At 38.9% G+C, this 17,124-nt stretch carries 18 protein-coding genes and 1 tRNA gene; 13 read left to right on the forward strand and 6 right to left on the reverse strand.

Annotated elements, in window-relative coordinates:
* The first annotated feature begins 52 nt into the window (after window positions 1-52).
* The 10 genes from AOC35_RS04575 to AOC35_RS04620 all read left to right on the forward strand — a co-directional run bounded on the left by AOC35_RS04575 (window position 53) and on the right by AOC35_RS04620 (window position 8,578).
* Window positions 53-673 (forward strand): SOS response-associated peptidase, encoded by a 621-nt coding sequence (locus AOC35_RS04575; RefSeq protein ID WP_108645977.1) that lies wholly within the window; start codon window positions 53-55, stop codon window positions 671-673.
* A 273-nt stretch (window positions 674-946) separates the two neighbouring features.
* The gene (locus AOC35_RS04580; protein WP_108645978.1) at window positions 947-1,375 is read left to right on the forward strand and encodes a DUF3429 domain-containing protein; all 429 of its coding nucleotides are present in this window, start codon (window positions 947-949) and stop codon (window positions 1,373-1,375) included.
* Window positions 1,376-1,460: 85 nt separating this feature from the next.
* Window positions 1,461-3,119 (forward strand): cbb3-type cytochrome c oxidase subunit I, encoded by a 1,659-nt coding sequence (locus AOC35_RS04585; RefSeq protein ID WP_108645979.1) that lies wholly within the window; start codon window positions 1,461-1,463, stop codon window positions 3,117-3,119.
* Complete coding sequence (locus tag AOC35_RS04590; RefSeq protein ID WP_245898427.1) at window positions 3,119-3,760, forward strand: cbb3-type cytochrome c oxidase subunit II; 642 nt, start codon at window positions 3,119-3,121, stop codon at window positions 3,758-3,760. The genes AOC35_RS04585 and AOC35_RS04590 overlap by 1 nt, the downstream gene beginning before the upstream one ends.
* Entirely contained in the window at window positions 3,760-4,359 is a 600-nt protein-coding gene (locus AOC35_RS04595; RefSeq protein WP_159077479.1) for a c-type cytochrome, read from the forward strand. The genes AOC35_RS04590 and AOC35_RS04595 overlap by 1 nt, the downstream gene beginning before the upstream one ends.
* A 12-nt stretch (window positions 4,360-4,371) precedes the next feature.
* Entirely contained in the window at window positions 4,372-5,028 is a 657-nt protein-coding gene (locus tag AOC35_RS04600; protein ID WP_108645981.1) for an SCO family protein, read from the forward strand.
* Window positions 5,025-5,597, forward strand: coding sequence for a hypothetical protein (locus AOC35_RS04605; protein ID WP_108645982.1), 573 nt, complete (start codon window positions 5,025-5,027; stop codon window positions 5,595-5,597). Before AOC35_RS04600 ends, AOC35_RS04605 begins: the two co-directional genes overlap by 4 nt.
* 100 nt (window positions 5,598-5,697) lie before the next feature.
* On the forward strand, window positions 5,698-6,420 hold the full coding sequence (locus AOC35_RS04610) for a M48 family metallopeptidase (RefSeq protein ID WP_108645983.1): 723 nt from the start codon (window positions 5,698-5,700) through the stop codon (window positions 6,418-6,420).
* A gap of 206 nt (window positions 6,421-6,626) precedes the next feature.
* Complete coding sequence (locus AOC35_RS04615) at window positions 6,627-7,598, forward strand: D-2-hydroxyacid dehydrogenase family protein (RefSeq protein ID WP_108645984.1); 972 nt, start codon at window positions 6,627-6,629, stop codon at window positions 7,596-7,598.
* Window positions 7,599-7,603: 5 nt separating this feature from the next.
* The gene (locus AOC35_RS04620; protein ID WP_108645985.1) at window positions 7,604-8,578 is read left to right on the forward strand and encodes a Bug family tripartite tricarboxylate transporter substrate binding protein; all 975 of its coding nucleotides are present in this window, start codon (window positions 7,604-7,606) and stop codon (window positions 8,576-8,578) included.
* 116 nt (window positions 8,579-8,694) lie between these two features.
* Here AOC35_RS04620 and AOC35_RS04625 read toward each other — a convergent pair whose 3' ends face one another.
* The 3 genes from AOC35_RS04625 to AOC35_RS04635 all read right to left on the reverse strand — a co-directional run bounded on the left by AOC35_RS04625 (window position 8,695) and on the right by AOC35_RS04635 (window position 10,313).
* Complete coding sequence (locus AOC35_RS04625; protein ID WP_108645986.1) at window positions 8,695-9,105, reverse strand: hypothetical protein; 411 nt, start codon at window positions 9,103-9,105, stop codon at window positions 8,695-8,697.
* Window positions 9,106-9,287: 182 nt separating this feature from the next.
* A tRNA-Met gene (locus tag AOC35_RS04630) sits at window positions 9,288-9,364 on the reverse strand.
* Between the two features lie 64 nt (window positions 9,365-9,428).
* Complete coding sequence (locus AOC35_RS04635) at window positions 9,429-10,313, reverse strand: mechanosensitive ion channel family protein (RefSeq protein WP_108645987.1); 885 nt, start codon at window positions 10,311-10,313, stop codon at window positions 9,429-9,431.
* 60 nt (window positions 10,314-10,373) lie between these two features.
* Here AOC35_RS04635 and AOC35_RS04640 point away from each other — a divergent pair, with 60 nt between their 5' ends.
* Both AOC35_RS04640 and AOC35_RS04645 read left to right on the forward strand, forming a co-directional pair.
* On the forward strand, window positions 10,374-11,360 hold the full coding sequence (locus AOC35_RS04640) for an MBL fold metallo-hydrolase (RefSeq protein WP_159077480.1): 987 nt from the start codon (window positions 10,374-10,376) through the stop codon (window positions 11,358-11,360).
* 184 nt (window positions 11,361-11,544) lie between these two features.
* The gene (locus AOC35_RS04645) at window positions 11,545-13,383 is read left to right on the forward strand and encodes a potassium transporter Kup (protein WP_245898551.1); all 1,839 of its coding nucleotides are present in this window, start codon (window positions 11,545-11,547) and stop codon (window positions 13,381-13,383) included.
* A gap of 51 nt (window positions 13,384-13,434) precedes the next feature.
* Here the strand turns inward: AOC35_RS04645 and AOC35_RS04650 are convergent, their stop codons facing one another.
* Window positions 13,435-14,613, reverse strand: a complete 1,179-nt coding sequence (locus tag AOC35_RS04650; RefSeq protein WP_211307472.1) for an acyl-CoA dehydrogenase — start codon at window positions 14,611-14,613, stop codon at window positions 13,435-13,437.
* A gap of 53 nt (window positions 14,614-14,666) precedes the next feature.
* Here AOC35_RS04650 and AOC35_RS04655 point away from each other — a divergent pair, with 53 nt between their 5' ends.
* Window positions 14,667-15,422: a queuosine precursor transporter gene (locus AOC35_RS04655; protein WP_170107033.1), complete on the forward strand. Its 756-nt coding sequence runs from the start codon at window positions 14,667-14,669 to the stop codon at window positions 15,420-15,422.
* A 24-nt stretch (window positions 15,423-15,446) separates the two neighbouring features.
* Here AOC35_RS04655 and AOC35_RS04660 read toward each other — a convergent pair whose 3' ends face one another.
* Together AOC35_RS04660 and AOC35_RS04665 are read right to left on the reverse strand one after the other, a co-directional pair.
* Window positions 15,447-16,334 carry a 23S rRNA (adenine(2030)-N(6))-methyltransferase RlmJ gene (locus AOC35_RS04660; protein ID WP_108645991.1) on the reverse strand — a complete coding sequence of 296 codons (888 nt, stop codon included), beginning with the start codon at window positions 16,332-16,334 and terminating at the stop codon, window positions 15,447-15,449.
* Complete coding sequence (locus AOC35_RS04665) at window positions 16,327-17,109, reverse strand: phosphatase PAP2 family protein (RefSeq protein ID WP_159077481.1); 783 nt, start codon at window positions 17,107-17,109, stop codon at window positions 16,327-16,329. The genes AOC35_RS04660 and AOC35_RS04665 overlap by 8 nt, the downstream gene beginning before the upstream one ends.
* Between the last annotated feature and the right edge of the window lie 15 nt (window positions 17,110-17,124).

The raw sequence follows: 17,124 nt of genomic DNA on the forward strand, positions 1-17,124 counted from the left end.
TCAAAATCTAATTAATTTCCACAATAAAATCTTTAATCTTTTTAATAATTTCATGTGCGTTCAATATCTTCCAACTTCCAATGCAACTTGGGTTAAAAAAAAGTTCAATCTTGATCTTCCCCCTAGTCAAATAGTAGATACTTTTCCGACTCAATCCAGCCCAGTTATTCTTCGAAGCCAAATCTCACATAGGACGGCTATTGGATTAGCTAGATTTGGATTATTACCGGTTTGGGCAAAAGATTCTAGTTTTGGCAAGAAAACATACAACGCTAGAGTTGAAACAGTAAGTGAGAAACCGTCTTATCGTAAAGCCTGGAAAAACCGTCAGTTTGGATTAGTTTTGGCAGATGCATTTTATGAACCGAACTACCAAACCGGAAAATCGGTTCGTCAAGCAATTCGCACTAAGAATTTCGAACCAATGGCCATTGCTTCTATTTGGGATACCTGGACAGAAATTGATACGGGTGAGTTAATCACGTCTTTTTCTTTGTTAACCATTAATGCCGATGAACATCCTCTGATGAATCAATTTCACAAACCTGGGGAAGAAAAGCGAACAATTGTGCCACTGCGGATAGAGTTTTGTGATCAGTGGCTTTCTGCAACGACGGATGAAGCCTTCGAATTATTAAGCACAAGTAAGATGGACGAACTAACTATCGCTTAAATAAAAGTAACTCAATACCAGATCACAAATAATTGCCTAAAGTACTTCGCTTTTTGCTGAGGCGGCGTTATCAATGTTGCCAAAAAGAATTTTGTAAAAAAATCAAAATCACTTATAGTTATTTTAGATTCAAAAAAGTGCTCTAATGTGATTTGATATTATTGAAAAAAAGATGCATCTATATAATATTTTTGGTACTTTATCCGAAGCTTAGTCTTTCACTAGTTTGGTTATTTGACCCATGATGGGTCCCTTGTAAATAATTTAAGTTTTATGGAAACAGAAAAAATCATCCCACCATTCGGTTTTAGTCTTGGTATTGCAGGATTAATTCCATTTATCTTCTTAGCGGTAGCAGATTTTTTAATGCCGGATTCTTATAAACCAATGATCCTTTTTAGTTTACTGGCATATGGAGCTAGTATTTCTAGTTTTCTTGGCGCTATTCATTGGGGACTGACGATGCGTGATGGTACTCCCAACACCATGTATTTGTTATGGGGAGTGTGTCCAAGTTTGATTGCGTGGTGTAGTCTGATGTTGAAACCAGCATTAGGCTTGCTGTTAACTTCAGCGTTACTATGGCTTTGCTTTTTTATTGATACCAAGATTTATCCCAAATACTCGCTTAAACATTGGTTACCAATGCGCCTAGGTTTAACAATCATAGCTAGTTTTTCTTGTTTAGTTACTGCATTTTGAACTTATATTTCAAAGCTCAAAATACTGATGTAATTATGTTAATGTTATGTAAAGAAAATTAAAACACCAAATTAAGGTTAAGACTATGGACTTCAACGTTGCAATTCTTTTTGGAACTTACTTAGTATCCATCATTGCGTTATTTCTATTTATTTACAGTATGTCCAATGGCATGTTTGGTGATGGGAAGCCTGCCTCTGAGATGATTTTCGATAAAGATGAAATGGGTCATACCGAAGATCCAGCAGCGACCCCTTCACAAAGAAAGCAGTTGCAGATTGATGCAGGTAAAAAGCTTACACTTCACCAAGATTTAGAGTCTGATGAGTTAGATGCCCGAGCTGTAGCCGATCAATCAACCCATTTGGTAGTCGGAATTTGTTTAACTCTAGCCGTAATCTGGTTAATTTTGGCCTCTTTTGCTGGTTTGATCTCCTCAATTAAATTACACGAACCAGACTGGTTAAATTCTATTCCATGGTTAACTTTTGGTCGGATTCGCCCGATTCATTTGAATATTGTTGCTTACGGTTGGTGTCCACTTGCTGGCATTGGGGTTTCATTATGGATGTTACCTCGCTTACTGAAATCACCTTTAATTGGCGCTCGCTGGGCAATCTTGGGCGGGGGGCTGTGGTCACTGGGTGTTTTTCTGGGAGTAATAGCAATTGCTAATGGATATTCTGACGGTATGGAATGGGCTGAGTTTCCTTGGCAAATTGATATCTTATTAGTTGTTGGTGGAGCATTAATTGGTATCCCACTTTGGCTTACTTTACTCAATCGAAAAGTTAAGCATCTTTATGTTTCAGTTTGGTATATTGCCGCCGCTTTACTTTGGTTTCCAGTTTTGTTTACGGTTGTGAATTTTCCGAACTTACACGTCGGAATTGAACAAGCAACGGTTAATTGGTGGTTTGGTCACAATGTTTTGGGACTTTTTTATACTCCGATTGGCTTAGCTAGTATTTATTACTTTGTACCTAAAGTTTTAGGACGCCCAATTCATAACTACAACATCTCTTTATTAGGTTTTTGGGCTTTAGCGTTCTTTTACAGTCAAGTTGGCGGTCATCATCTGATTGGTGGTCCAGTCCCTTCTTGGTTTATTACTTTGTCGATTACGCAGTCCATCATGATGATTATTCCAGTTGTTGCTTTAGTGATTAATCAATACTGGACCATCAAAGGGAACTGGAGAGCACTTTTGAATTCTCCAACCCTGCGCTTTGTTGTTTTTGGTTTATCTATGTATGTCCTGTCTTCTATCCAAGGATCTTTTGAGGCCTTGCGCTCAATTAATACCATTACCCACTTTACGCATTTCACGGTTGCACATGCTCATTTAGGATTGTATGGGTTTTTTAGTATGGTCATGTTTGGGGCGATTTACTATATTATGCCCCGCCTCATGAGCTGGGAATGGCCATACCCCTCTTTGATCGCCTTACATTTTTGGCTGGTATTAATTGGTTTTGCAATTTATATTATTTGGCTCTCTATTGGCGGATGGCTTCAAGGTTTAGCGATGTTGGATGCTGCAAGACCTTTTATGGATTCTGTGCGGCTAACAATTCCTTATCTTCAAGCGAGGACTATAGGAGGTGCACTCATGACTTTGGGTCATATTGTATTTGCTGTGCATTTTTTCATTATGGCGTGGCGAAAGGGGCCTAGACGTTTAGGAGCAGCGGTAATTGGCCCTGAGCTGGTTGCTAAATATTTCAAAAAAGGAGTCATCTGATGAGTCGAAAATTTGAAATGGATGAAAAAAGCCTAGTTATAGGTGCAATGGTTTGTTTGAGCTTGGCAACTGGCGTTATGGTATTAATACCTTATTTCCTTACCAAACAGATTCAACCTGCAAAGGGTTTAAAACCCTATACAGTACTTGAGGCTGAAGGGCGGAATGTTTACATCTCAGAGGGGTGTGTTTATTGTCACTCTCAACAACCTAGAGATGCAAAACAAGCGCCTGATACGAAACGAGGTTGGGGCCGTGTTTCCGTTGCGGGTGATTATTACTATGACTCTCCACATCTCTTAGGAACCATGAGAACGGGCCCTGACTTGTTCAATATTGCAGCTAGACAACCCAGTAAGGATTGGCACCTCGGACATTTGTATCAACCACGTGCCTACACTCCAGGTTCAATTATGCCTTCCTATCCCTATCTGTTTGACGTTAAAAAAACCGAAGATGTCACTAAAAATGATGAAGTTGTAAATTTACCTCCAGAGTATGCCAAAGCTGGACAAACTGTAGTAACCACCCCTAAGGCGCATGCTTTAGTTGCTTATTTATTGTCTTTAGATCACACCTATAGTCCTTTACCTGCTATTCCGGTACAAGGTGATGAGCAATCTCTTTCAGGAGGTAGATGATGTCAGATCAAAAAAAACCTTTATCTGAACAAGGTTTAAGAGAAAAGAGTGATCCGAAAGAAAATGTTCGCGCTGTTCCTTATTTTCTAATCATGTTAATTGGCGCAATTGCTATGTGGTCGCTCAATAATATATTTAGCACTCCATCAGGAGAGCTAACTGAATACGGTGACCAGCGTACAGTTGCTGATTTAAGACCTGCGGTGATTACTGGTGGTGCTTCGAAGGTAGATGGTAAGTTGATTTATGCGGGTAAATGTACTGGCTGTCACCAGGCCAGTGGCGCTGGTGTAGTGGGTGTGTTTCCTCCCTTAGCAGGTTCAGAATGGGTGACTGGTGATGAAAAGATTCTTACCCATATTCTATTACATGGTATTAATGGCGAAATTGAGGTCAACGGCAAAGTTTATAAGGGGGTCATGCCAGCTTGGAGCATGCTTTCTGATGATGAAATTGCTGGAGTGATTACCTATATTCGTTCTGACTGGGGTAATGCATCTTCTCCAGTTACTTCGGCAACGGTTAAAGCCCAGAGGGAAGCAACTAAGGATCAGTCAGGTCCTTATGAGGGTGGTCGGGCACTTAAAGAAGGTTCGTAATAGAAATAGTTTGTGCAAAACAATTACCCTTTAAATACCTCAATTCTTCCGACGCTTTTGGTAAGTCTGCTGGTGACACTTTTGGGTGCTGTTTTATTTTTTTACTCCACTTATCAAGGGCAGGCTTTAACCACAGAATCTTTAAGACAAGCTGAATTAAGTGATCATCCTAAAAAGATTCCTAATTTCCTATTTATAAACGCAGCAGATCAAGAATTAAGTCTTGACCAAATTATAAAAAATAATCAACGCGTTTTAATCGTGGATTTTATTTATACACGTTGTCAAACAGTATGTATTGCATTAGGCAACTCCTTTCAAAGCTTACAAGAAACTCTCTTAAAGAGGGGCTTGCAAGATCAAATTGGTTTACTCAGTATTAGTTTTGACCCAGAAAATGATGATGCGCAAGCATTGAAGCGCTATCAACAGCGGTTTCGGATGGATGAACGTGTTTGGCAGGTATTAAGTCTAAAAGACTTTAAGGACCGACAAAATTTACTGAATACTTTCGGGATTATGGTCATACCAGCCCCCTTAGATGAGTTTGAACATAATGCGGCTTTCCATATCGTTAATAAAAATTACCTCTATCAAATTATTGATATTAACCAAGCTGAAAAAGCCTTAGAGGCAGCTTTATTGGTCAGAGGAGGGCTCGCCCAATGAGAATCAATCGACTTCAATCTATCAATTTCGTTTTTATCGTGATGGCTATTAGCTTATCGTTTGCTCCCTTCAGAATGTATTTAGAACAAAGTATGTTCTTGCAAATGGTGATTCAATTGCCGATATTATTTATTGGTGGAGCGTTGATCAGTAAAACTAAATGCGTGACTCAATTTTTTTTAAGTATTGAGCTTATCAATGTTTATGGCTTAACGAGCTTTATGTTGGCTCAAGTGATTTTGGTGTATTGGATGTTACCCATCAGTATTGACCGGGCGGTAGTGATTCCTTGGGTTGATGGAATCAAGGTTATATCTATGATGATCGCTGGTGTTTGCGTTGGCCAAGCTTTGGACAAAGCACCTCTAGCTATTCAATTATTTTTTATCGGTTACTTTACTGCCATGATGATTTGGCTAGGACTATACTTTGCAACGACAGAGGTGCGTTTATGTAATGTATATTCTTTAAGTTCTCAGCATATTACTGGCTATGGTTTGGTTACGATAAGTGGAATTTTATTGGCCTGGTGGTCGTGGCGAGTCTTGAAAGACCGAACTCTTTTCTGAATTAATGCCATATTCTTTTCATTGCAGCACTAGTAGTCAAGTTAGATCCTTTTTTGCAAGATGATTTGACAGATAGAAGCATTTTAATTATCTTAGTTTAATGCGATTATCAGCGACTTCTCTAATAAAAATTAATGACAATATATGGGTTGAATTAAGACCTAAGAAAATTAAAAATATTCATTTAAGAGTTCACCAACCAGAAGGAAGAGTCACTCTGTCTGCTCCGATGCATATGGAGATAGAAACAATTCGTAGATTTTTGATAAGCAAGATTGATTGGATTCTTCAACAACAAAGAAAAATAAAAGAACGTCCAAAAGAAAGCCAGCGAGAGTTTTTAAATCAAGAAAATCACTATGTCTGGGGAGAATGCTATTTATTAAATGTTGTAGAAATAGATAAAGCCCCAAGAATTGAATTGAGCGGTAACCAATTAATGTACTACTCGAAATCCAATTGGAATCAAGTCCAAAAGCTAAAATTTCTTGACGCATGGTATCGTGAACTGATTCGAAATCAACTAGTAGAGATGGTTCCCAAGTGGGAGGGATCTATTGGGGTTAAGGCAAATCAATGGTTGATTCAGAAAATGAAAACCTTATGGGGGAGTTGCAATACAAAAACTCACTCTATCCGTTTGAATTCAGAACTGGCTAAAAAGCCTAAAGAATGTCTTGAGTATGTTGTTGTCCATGAGTTGATGCATCTCATTGAACCGAGCCACAATCGTCGGTTTGTAACTTTAATGGATCAACATATGCCGCAATGGAGGACACTTAAGAAAATCCTCAATAACTCACCTGTTAATCATGCAGGCTAGTCTGAAGAAACATGGAAATTTTCTAAAGTAAGACCTAATTAAGCTATCTCAATAGCTCCTCATGTTTTACCCCAATAGATTTACTTTAAGTTTTCTATTAAAACTTAATTAATAGCGGAACTTTTACTACAAATTCTTTTGTAAAGTGATGATAGTTTTAGTATTGAATTTTGTTGAAGTTTTTTTGATAGATATTGGGATAATTTATGAATATAGTCATAGCAGATGATTATCAAAATTGTGTGAAAGATTTACAGTGCTACTCGCTATTATCTGCACATCAAGTGAAAATTTATGTTGAGCCAGTTAAGTATCGTGATGAGTTAATTGATCGCCTGAAGGACGCCGATATTTTAGTTATTATCCGGGAACGGATCTCCATTGATGAAGAGTTGTTAAGAGAGTTACCTAAACTTCGATTAATATCTTTGGTCGGGCGACATAGTAAAACGATTGATTATGCTGCTTGTACAAAGCATGGAGTTGCAGTGACGCATGGCATTTCTTCCTCGCCGGAAGCCCCTGCTGAATTAACTTTAGCTCTGATGCTCGCTGTTAGAAGAAATGTTGTACTGGAAGCCACAAGAATGAAAGAAGGTAAATTCCCAATTACTCTGTCACACAGGCTTGCTGGGTCGACTTTGGGTATTTATGGTTTAGGTGTTATTGGTCAAATTGTGGCAAGGGCTGCGCATGCTATGGGTATGCATATTTTAATTTGGGGTCGAGATGCTTCAATAAATAAGGCAAAAGAATTGGGGTATGAGGTTGCAAATAGTAAAGCAGATTTATTTTCACGTGCTGATGTATTGAGTCTCCATTTGCGCTACAGTAAAGATACGGCTAACTCTGTTTCTTATGCCGATCTTAGTTTGATGAAGTCAACGGCATTATTTATTAATACCGCACGAGCTGAACTAGTCGAAGAGGGTGCATTAGAAAAGGCTTTGCTAACTGGTCGCCCTGGTTATGCGGGTGTAGATGTTTATGAGAATGAACCAATTCTTGACGGTAATCATCCGTTTTTAAAAATGGAAAACGTTGTTTGTATTCCCCATTTGGGCTGGGCTGACATTGATACCTTCGAGCTCTATTTTGGCGAAGCTTTCGAGCAGGTTATTCGTTATGTGAACAAAGAGAAGTTGCGTTTAATTAATCCTGAAGTCCTTTTGAGGTAGTTGAAATGAAAACTATTCGACAGTTAAGTGTTTTTTTAATTCTGACCTTATTTTTCTCACAGGTAATTGCAGCTGAAAAATATCCGTCTAGGCCGATTCGATTAGTAGTTGCAAATTCCGCAGGTTCATCTGCCGATGTGATTGCACGAATCATAGCGACTGGTTTATCTGAATCATACAAGTGGAACGTAGTCGTTGAAAATAAGCCAGGTGCAAATGGTATTGTTGGTATTGATCTGGTTGCAAAGGCTCCAGCTGATGGTTATACATTGGGACTTGTGGTGCCTAGTGTAATGACAGTTAACCCTCACGTTTATAAGAATATGCCATTCAGACCTTTGGAAGACTTAGCGCCGATTACTCAAACTACTTCGATAATTTTTGCTTTGGTATCAAATCCGCAACTTCCTTTTAAAAATGTCAATGATCTTGTTTCATTTTCTAAAAAGAATGATCGTTCTCTAAACTTTAGTTCAGCTGGGGTTGGTAATCTTGGACATTTAGCTGCAGAGCTATTTTCTGCTAATGCAAATATTAAACTAACTCACATTCCTAACCGTGGAGATGCTGCTGGGATGCTTGACGTAATGGGTGGACATACTGATTTAATGTTTGTTCCCTTGGCATCTGCCATTAGTCATATTCGCTCTGGTAAATTAAACTTATTGGCTATCGCCTCGCCTTCGCGGGTGCAACAATTTCCAGATGTTCCAACCTTAGTAGAACAGGGGTTCCCCGAAGTTGTGATTCAAGGTTGGACTGGTTTAGTAGCGCCAAGCGCAACGCCACTGCCAGTTATAAATGATATTCATAAAGCTGTTCAGCAAATACTTTCGGATAATGCCATTAAACAGTCTATTTTTCAGCAGGGTATGGAAACAATTGGTTCAAGTTCAAATGACTTTAAGCAAATCATGAAAATGGAATCCATTAAATGGGGAAATCTTATTCAGCAGTCAGGATTGAAATTGAATGACTGAAAAATATTAAATATTGGAAATGTCTGATTGAAAAAAATCGATTGTGTAATATCCCAATTACTTAGACAATCCTCAAGGTGAAATTTACTTCTAAATTCAGTTAACCAGAGGGGGGATTACCGTTTTGTATTAAGCTTGAGTTTTTCTTCTTCAAGATTTCTACGTTCTTCAGCAAGTTGACGTTTTTCTTCTTCTAATTTTTTTCTTTCGTTATCTGTTGGCTGTGTCCAGGCTGCAATCACTGGAGGTGGGCTTTGTGCTTGAATGAACTTGCCATTTCTCCATTGGCCTACGACTTTATCCCCATTAGCAAATGTATAGGTTCCTTGACCATCCATTTGGCCATCTTTCCATTTCCCTACGTATTTATTCCCATTAACATATGTTAAGGTTCCTTGACCATGCGCTACGTGATCTCTAAACTGCCCAACGTATTTCCCATCACTGTACTCTCTGATTCCAAAACAAAGTCGTTGCGACAAGTCACCATTGCAGGGCGGTAAATTATTCTGTGCTTGAGCAGACATTGAGAACAGGCAGAGGATAAAGAATAGTTTTTTCATGGGTTTCCTAAAGGTAACTTGAATAAAATGACTATACCAAAAGAATTATTCAGAACTGAATCCCAAATTGGGTTACATGATGGTTTTACAGCCCTAAAAAACCAAAAAGGCTTTCAAGTCGTTTAACCTGAAAGCCTTTTATCTACTGGTTGCGGGGATAGGATTTGAACCTATGACCTTCGGGTTATGAGCCCGACGAGCTGCCAGACTGCTCCACCCCGCGTCTGTTCTGTACTAAGAGGGTAACTATATCATGGTTAACTACGAATAGCAATCCCTTCTTAAACTTATGTGATTGATGGGGTTTTTATTGTTGGTTGTAGAATCACCAAATGACGGAAGGGGATCTCTATACCTTCTTGTTCAAAGGCCATCTTTAGTCGGCCTTGGAACTCTCGTTTGACTAACATTTGCGAACTTGTATCAACCTTTATTCTGCATCTCACTACGATTGATGATTCACCGAAGTTATCTAACCCGGCAATCTCAAGGTCATCCAAAATAATATTTACAAATTTTGGATCTTCGCGCATTTCTTTTGTGACATTTCTTAAAGTTTGGTTTAAGTGAGCTAAATCGGTGTTGTAAGCAACACTTATATCCATGACGGCATATAGAAAATTTCTGGATCTGTTTGTAACTACTGTAATGGCATTGTTGGGCACAAAATGGACTACCCCTTCATAATCCCTCAGGCGGATATATCTTAGCGTAACCTCTTCGACTGTGCCGATTTTCCCGGCAATTTCTACAACGTCACCTTGGCGAATTTGGTTTTCAATTAACATGACGAATCCGGTGAAGTAATCTTTTACTAAAGATTGGGCTCCAAATCCAATTGCAACACCTGCTACACCAGCAGTTGCAAGTAAAGGAGCAACTGGAATTCCTAAGGTAGATAAAACAGTCATCACACTTAAAGAAAATACGACTACCGAGGTGATATAACGCATCACTCTGGACAATGTTTGTATTCTCTTAGCATCATCAAGCGAAGAATTTTCAGACATTTTCATTTCAATACTAAGTATGATTTTTTTTGTAATTCGCAAAATGAACCAAGCTACAAATAAAACGATTGTTAAATCTAGAACAATAAAAATAAAATCTAGCCATTCGACGTAGGCTTCTAATTCAAATTTTTTAAGGAAGTGGATAAAGGGATTTTTCATAAATTTTTTTTAAAGGTTCTTTTATCTAGTTTAACTTCAAGTATGATTTGATGACTGATGATGATTAATAAACAACTAGAAAACAATCAACAAAAAAATATGGCTTTAAGATTTGGTAAAGAATTAGGTTCAAAGGTTGTGATGGTTGATACGGGTTTGGGTCGTCCACAATTTGATTCCTGCTATGTCGTTGCGCAAAGAGCCCCTTCAGGCGATCGATTAGCAATCATTGATACTGGAACTAATTTTTCTATTCCCCGAATTATGGCAACAATTAACGATTTAGGCTGTAGCTATGAGCAAGTAAGTTACATTATTCTGACTCAGATTCAATTGGACCATGCAGGTGGTGCAGGTTTACTCATGCAAAATTGCCCTAATGCAAAGTTGGTTGTGCACCCCAGAGGAGTTCGTCATTTGATTGACCCGAGTTCTTTAATTGCCTCAGCAACATCTCTTTACGGTGTGAGTTGGGTTGATAAAGAATATGGTCGCTTAATACCTATCCCATCTAAAAGGATCATGGAAGCGCGAGAGGGAGATTTAATCAATCTAGCTGGTCGAATGTTGACGATTTTAGAAACACCAGGAATTGCAAAGCACCATCTTTGTATTTGGGATGAGTTATCTCAAGGAGTTTTTACTGGCGATACCTTCGGTTTATCTTATCCTGAATTTGATACACCTCAAGGTTCTTTTGTTTTTCCAGCAACACCAATTCATTTTGATTCAAGGTCTCTAAAAGTTTCCTTAAAGAAAGTCATGGCACTCACGCCTTCCTGTTTATATTTCTCGCACTTTGGTTCTTTTCAGCATGTTCCTCAAATGTATGAAGCCTTTTTAAAGTTGTTAGAAGAGGTTGAAAATTTAGGAAAAAAACTGAAGTTTGCGGAAAATCGCCATGAATTTCTGAAAGAAGGATTACTTAATATTTATACGCAAGCTCTCAGAAATCAGGGGTGCGAGTTAACGGATTCTAAAATCCAACAATTATTGACATTGGATATTGAAAAAAATGCACAAGGTATGGGCAGTTGGTTGGATTAAAACTTGGGTTAACCCTAACAAAAACATTTACCGTAAACTTTTAAGGTATATAATTTTCAGCATTGGAGCACCAACAAGGTAGAACATGTCCCTAAGCAACCGTGAGTTTTCAGAATCAAAGATTCTACGTCCCATCAACCTTGAGTCTCATGCTCATTCAAAGAATGGAAATACTTACACTTTAATGCTAGCTGCCATTGGTATTGTCTTTGGTGACATTGGCACCAGTCCCTTATATGCCCTTAAGGAATGTTTTAGTCCAGAACATGGCATTCCATTCTCTGCTGATGCTGTATTTGGGGTGATATCAATGGTCTTTTGGGCCTTTTTGATCGTCGTTTCTTTGAAATACGTTCTTTTTGTGATGCGGGCTAATAATAAAGGTGAAGGTGGTATTCTTGCCCTCATGGCTCTTGCTCTTCGTACAGCACCGGTTGGTTCGAGGCGTGCTTCAGCGATTATTATGCTTGGGGTTTTTGGGGCTTGCATGTTTTATGGTGACGCTGTAATTACCCCAGCTATTTCTGTACTATCTGCAGTTGAGGGTATTGAAGTTGTTTCTGCTGAGTTCAAGCCTTATGTCATTCCAATTACCCTCATTATTTTAATTTTGCTGTTCTTGATTCAGAAAAAGGGCACTTCAACCGTAGGTATTTTGTTTGGCCCCATTATGGTGGTTTGGTTTGGAGTATTAGGTTTAATGGGAATTTACAACATTGTTGATAATCCGCAAATTATTTCTGCAGTAAACCCCCTGTATGCGATCAATTTTTTAGTCGAGCACTCCTTGCAGGCATTTATTGTTTTGGGTGCAGTATTTTTGGTTCTAACCGGAGCTGAAGCACTGTATGCAGATATGGGTCACTTTGGTATCAAACCAATCCGATATGCTTGGTTTTTTATTGCGATGCCTTGTCTTCTTCTCAATTATTTCGGTCAAGGGGCTATGTTGTTGAATACCCCTGAGGCTATTTCTAATCCATTTTTCTTAATGGTTCCTGAAGCGTTCACTTTGCCACTCGTCATATTGGCCACATGTGCAACTGTTATCGCCTCACAAGCCGTTATTTCAGGTGCTTACTCGATGACGAGTCAAGCAATCTTATTAGGATTTGTACCAAGAATGCGGATTTTCTATACTTCAGCCAAAGAGGTTGGACAAATTTATATGCCCGCAATTAATTGGATGCTTTTAATTATCGTAATTTTCGTCGTGGTTTCTTTCAAAAGTTCAGCAAATCTTGCTGCTGCTTACGGAATAGCCGTTACAACAACAATGATTATTACAACCATCTTATCTGCGATTGTGATGAGTTTTGTTTGGAGATGGAATCCGATACTAATTTTTGTAATTATTGGTCTATTTATATCTGTGGACTTTGCATTTTTTGCTGCTAATTTACTGAAGATTGCTGAAGGGGGCTGGTTCCCTCTGTTGCTAGGGATTATTTGCTTCGTTTTATTAATGACCTGGTACTTAGGTAGAAAGTTACTACGAGAAAAAGCTGTTCAAAACGGTATCCCATTACTTGGTTTTATTGATTCTCTGAACTATCATCCACCTATTCGAGTTGAAGGCACAGCTGTATTCCTGACGGCCCACGTTGATTATGTTCCAGTAGCAATGTTGCACAATTTGAAACACAATAAAATCTTGCATGAACGAGTTATTTTCTTGAAGATTAGTATTTGGGATGTTCCATTCGTGGAAGAGGAACAAAGAATCACTTTTAAAGATCTTGGTAATCAGATGTATTTAGTTCGGGCTATCTATGGTTTCAAAGAAACACCAGATGCATTAAAAATTATCGATGATTTAAAAGCCTACGGAATTGAATGCGAAAGTATGGACACATCTTATTTCTTAGCTAGAGACTCTGTTATCCCATCGGCGATACCTGGTATGGCAATATGGCGTGAGAAAATCTTTGCTTGGATGTACCAAAATGCAGCGAAGCCTTCGGACTTTTACCAGATTCCGACGAATCGAGTTGTCGAACTAGGTGCAAAAATAGAAATCTAAAAAAACCCACTAGCCGAAAGTCTAGTGGGTTTTTGTAAATTAAATTAAGTTTTAGAAGGCTGAAATCCCAGTGATTGCGCGTCCTAAAATAAGGGCGTGGATATCATGGGTACCTTCATAGGTATTCACAACCTCTAAGTTTAAAAGATGCCTAATCACATCATATTCTTCAGAAATACCGTTACCACCCAGCATATCCCTAGCCATCCGGGCGATTTCTAAAGCTTTTCCAGTAGAGTTGCGCTTCATAATTGAAGTAATTTCAGGACAATCTATTCCTTCTTCTTTCATTCTACCCAAGCGAAGAGCACCCTGTAAGGCCAAACTAATTTCTGCAAGCATATCAGCTAATTTTTTCTGTATTAACTGATTGGAGGCAAGAGGACGATTAAACTGTTTGCGATCTAGCGTGTATTGACGAGCAATGCGCATACATTCTTCTGCAGCACCCATCGCCCCCCAAGCAATCCCATATCTAGCGGAATTCAAGCAGGTAAATGGGCCTTTTAAACCAGACACCTTGGGTAATTCATTTTCTGCGGGTACAAAAACTTGATCCATAAATACCTGACCAGTCGTTGATGCTCTAAGTCCCATCTTGCCATGCATGACAGGGGCAGATAAACCCTTCATATTTTTTTCTAAAATATAGCCACGAATCACGCCATCATCATTTTTAGCCCAAATCACAAATACATCTGCAAATGGGGCATTTGAAATCCAAATTTTTGAACCTGTCAATTCAAAGCCACCTGGAACAGATTTTGCTCTTGTAACCATGCTGCCCGGATCGGAACCATGGTCTGGTTCTGTCAATCCAAAGCAACCAATAAGGTGGCCGCTAGCAAGTTTTGGCAGATACTTTTGCTTTTGTTCTTCAGATCCAAACTCATAAATTGGCAACATCACCAGCGATGATTGCACTGAAAGCATAGAGCGATAACCGGAATCAACTCGCTCAACTTCTCGAGCAATCACACCGTAGGCGACATAACCAAGTCCAGCACCACCGTATTCACTTGGAATAGTGCAGCCTAAAAAACCTAACTCGCCCATTTCACGGAAAATTCCCTGGTCCGTCACTTCGTTATGAAACGATTCACGGATTCTGGGCATGAGACGTTCTTGACTATATTGACGAGCTGCATCAGAAATCATGCGCTCTTCCATGGTTAATTGTTGTGCAATTAAAAGAGGGTCGTCCCACTGAAATCTTGTTTTATTTGACATAATCTTGATAAGATAAAAAAATGATATTAATGTTAGTTTAGACTAAATTTTAAATGATGACCGAACAAGAAAACCCTTCCACAAAATCAACTGTAGAAACACCCTCATCCAAAAAGGCATTCAAATATTATGATTTGATGTTAGTGGCGTTTGTGACGGTCCTTATTTGTTCTAATTTAATTGGTGCCGGGAAGGCTGCCCAAATTGAATTACCCTATTTAGGAACCATGATTTTTGGGGCAGGGATTTTGTTTTTTCCTATTTCGTATGCCTTTGGCGACATTTTGACTGAGGTTTATGGTTACGCCTATGATCGCCGAGCAGTCTGGTGTGGCTTTGCTGCCTTGGTTTTTGCTGCATTCATGTCCCAAGTTGTGATCCACTTAACTCCAGCTCCAGGGGAGTACAACAGTCATTTACAAGAAGGTCTTGAATCTGTTTTTGGTAATACTTGGCGAATAGTCTTTGGTTCGATTATTGCATTTTGGTCTGGTAGCTTAGTGAATGCATACGTGCTGGCCAAAATGAAAATTTACTTTAAGGGTAAGCATCTCTGGTTCCGCATGATTGGTTCTACTGCTTGTGGCGAGTTAGTCGATTCGAGCTTATTTTATATGTTAGCTTTTTATGCAATATGGCCTATTGAACAAGTTATTCAAGTGGCAATAGTGCAATACGTTTTGAAAACGTCATGGGAAATTTTGGCTGTTCCCTTTACTTACAAAATTGTCGCTTTTTTAAAGAAAAAAGAGAATGAAGATTACTATGATGTGCAGACTAATTTTAGCCCCTTCAAGCTGAAAATTTAGCTTTTGCTTTCATGAAAAAATAGATTAATCATGGGCCGTCAATTCATAACGGCTGTAATCGTCTTGACCAAGTGCCTTTACTAAAAAGGGTAAACAGATTTCGAGCTGCTCTTGAAGTTGCCAAGGTGGATTGATGATCCACATACCACTAGCAGCTAAGCCTTCGGTTAGGATTTGACTCTTAATCTGTAATTCAGCTTGTAAATAAGGTAAATGGTGATCCTTACAGAACTCTGCGAGTTGATGCGGTAATTCTGTTGCATCCCGGCGTTGTAGGATTGGATACCATACGAAATAGGCTCCTGTTGCAAAGCGCTTAATCGCATCTTTGAGTGCCGTTAAAACAAACTGGTAGTCATCCTTGTTTTCATAAGATGGATCAATTAAACAAAGTCCTCTGCGGGTTGGTGGTGGCAGAAAGGCTTTTAATTGGGTAAAACCATCTTTCTGAAACATTTGAACTGATTTTTTAGGGCGGTACTCGCCCTGTGATACGGTCATATTTTCGACTAGGCTAGGATAGTCTGTCGTGTGGAGTTCCATTAATTTCAGTTGATCTTGAACTCTCATCGCTTGCAGCATTAATTGAGAAGAACCAGGATAAGTTTTGATAGACTTGGTTTGATGCTGATTTAAGTGACTGATTTCCTTGAAATAAGCCTTAACTCCGTCCGGAATGCCATCTGGATTCTCATTGCAATATGAAGCTAATCGTAAAATTCCTTCAATTGCTTCAGCACTTTTTGTTGCATACTCGCTCTCGAGATTATAGATTCCTGCTCCTGCATGGGTGTCGATAAGGGCAATACCAGTTTCTTTTCTTTGTAGCAAGTTCAGACCGATTAACAAGGTAATGTGTTTAAGCACATCCGCATGATTTCCTGCATGAAAGGCATGGCGATAACTAAACATGATTTTTCATCAACCGACGATGTTTCATAAATAAACTAAAGTAAATTGCAAAGTGGATACTTAAAAAAATTGCAGTAACGTATTGGATCGGTTGGTTAATTGAAAAGTCGAGTTTTTCATTTAACAAGATATAAATATTGACTAGACTAATGAGAACAACGACTGCGGTCAAGATTGAATAGGTTTTGAATTTTGAGGCAGGAATTTTAAAGATCATCATCGTACCAACTAAACCACAAAAAATTCCGAATGATGCCCCGATTAATACATCGGATGGCCAATGCGCTCCTACTGCGATTCTGGATAAACCAGTCCCGATTGCGATCAAGAAGATTAAGGACGAATACTTTAGAGCTCCTTTGGGAGCTGAGAAAATAACTGCGAAGGCAATCGCAAAAGCAGTCATAGTATGACCAGAGGGCATTGCAGAGTGAAGTAGGGGAGAGTCAATAATATGAAAACTACTTTGATCAATGACGCTAGCTGGTCTTGCAGTATCAAAATAGGATTTACTGACTCCCGATAAGATACCGGTAAAAATACCACTAAGTAAAGCAGCAAAAATAACCCTAGGTGCAAAAAAGACTACCGGAAGTAGAACTGCAAAGCTGAACCAACCATTCCCAAACAAAGATAAAGTCGTCCAAAAAAGATCAGGTAGACTGGCAAAGTAATGATTTAGGCTCAAAAATAAATCAGTATTCCAATTATTTTGATCGACGACTACCCAAATCAAAAAAGGAATGAAGACGAAGCACCATGCATAAATTGGCAAAGTTTCTCGAGGCGA

Source organism: Polynucleobacter rarus (genome assembly GCF_003072505.1).
GTDB classification, from domain to species: Bacteria; Pseudomonadota; Gammaproteobacteria; order Burkholderiales; family Burkholderiaceae; genus Polynucleobacter; species Polynucleobacter rarus.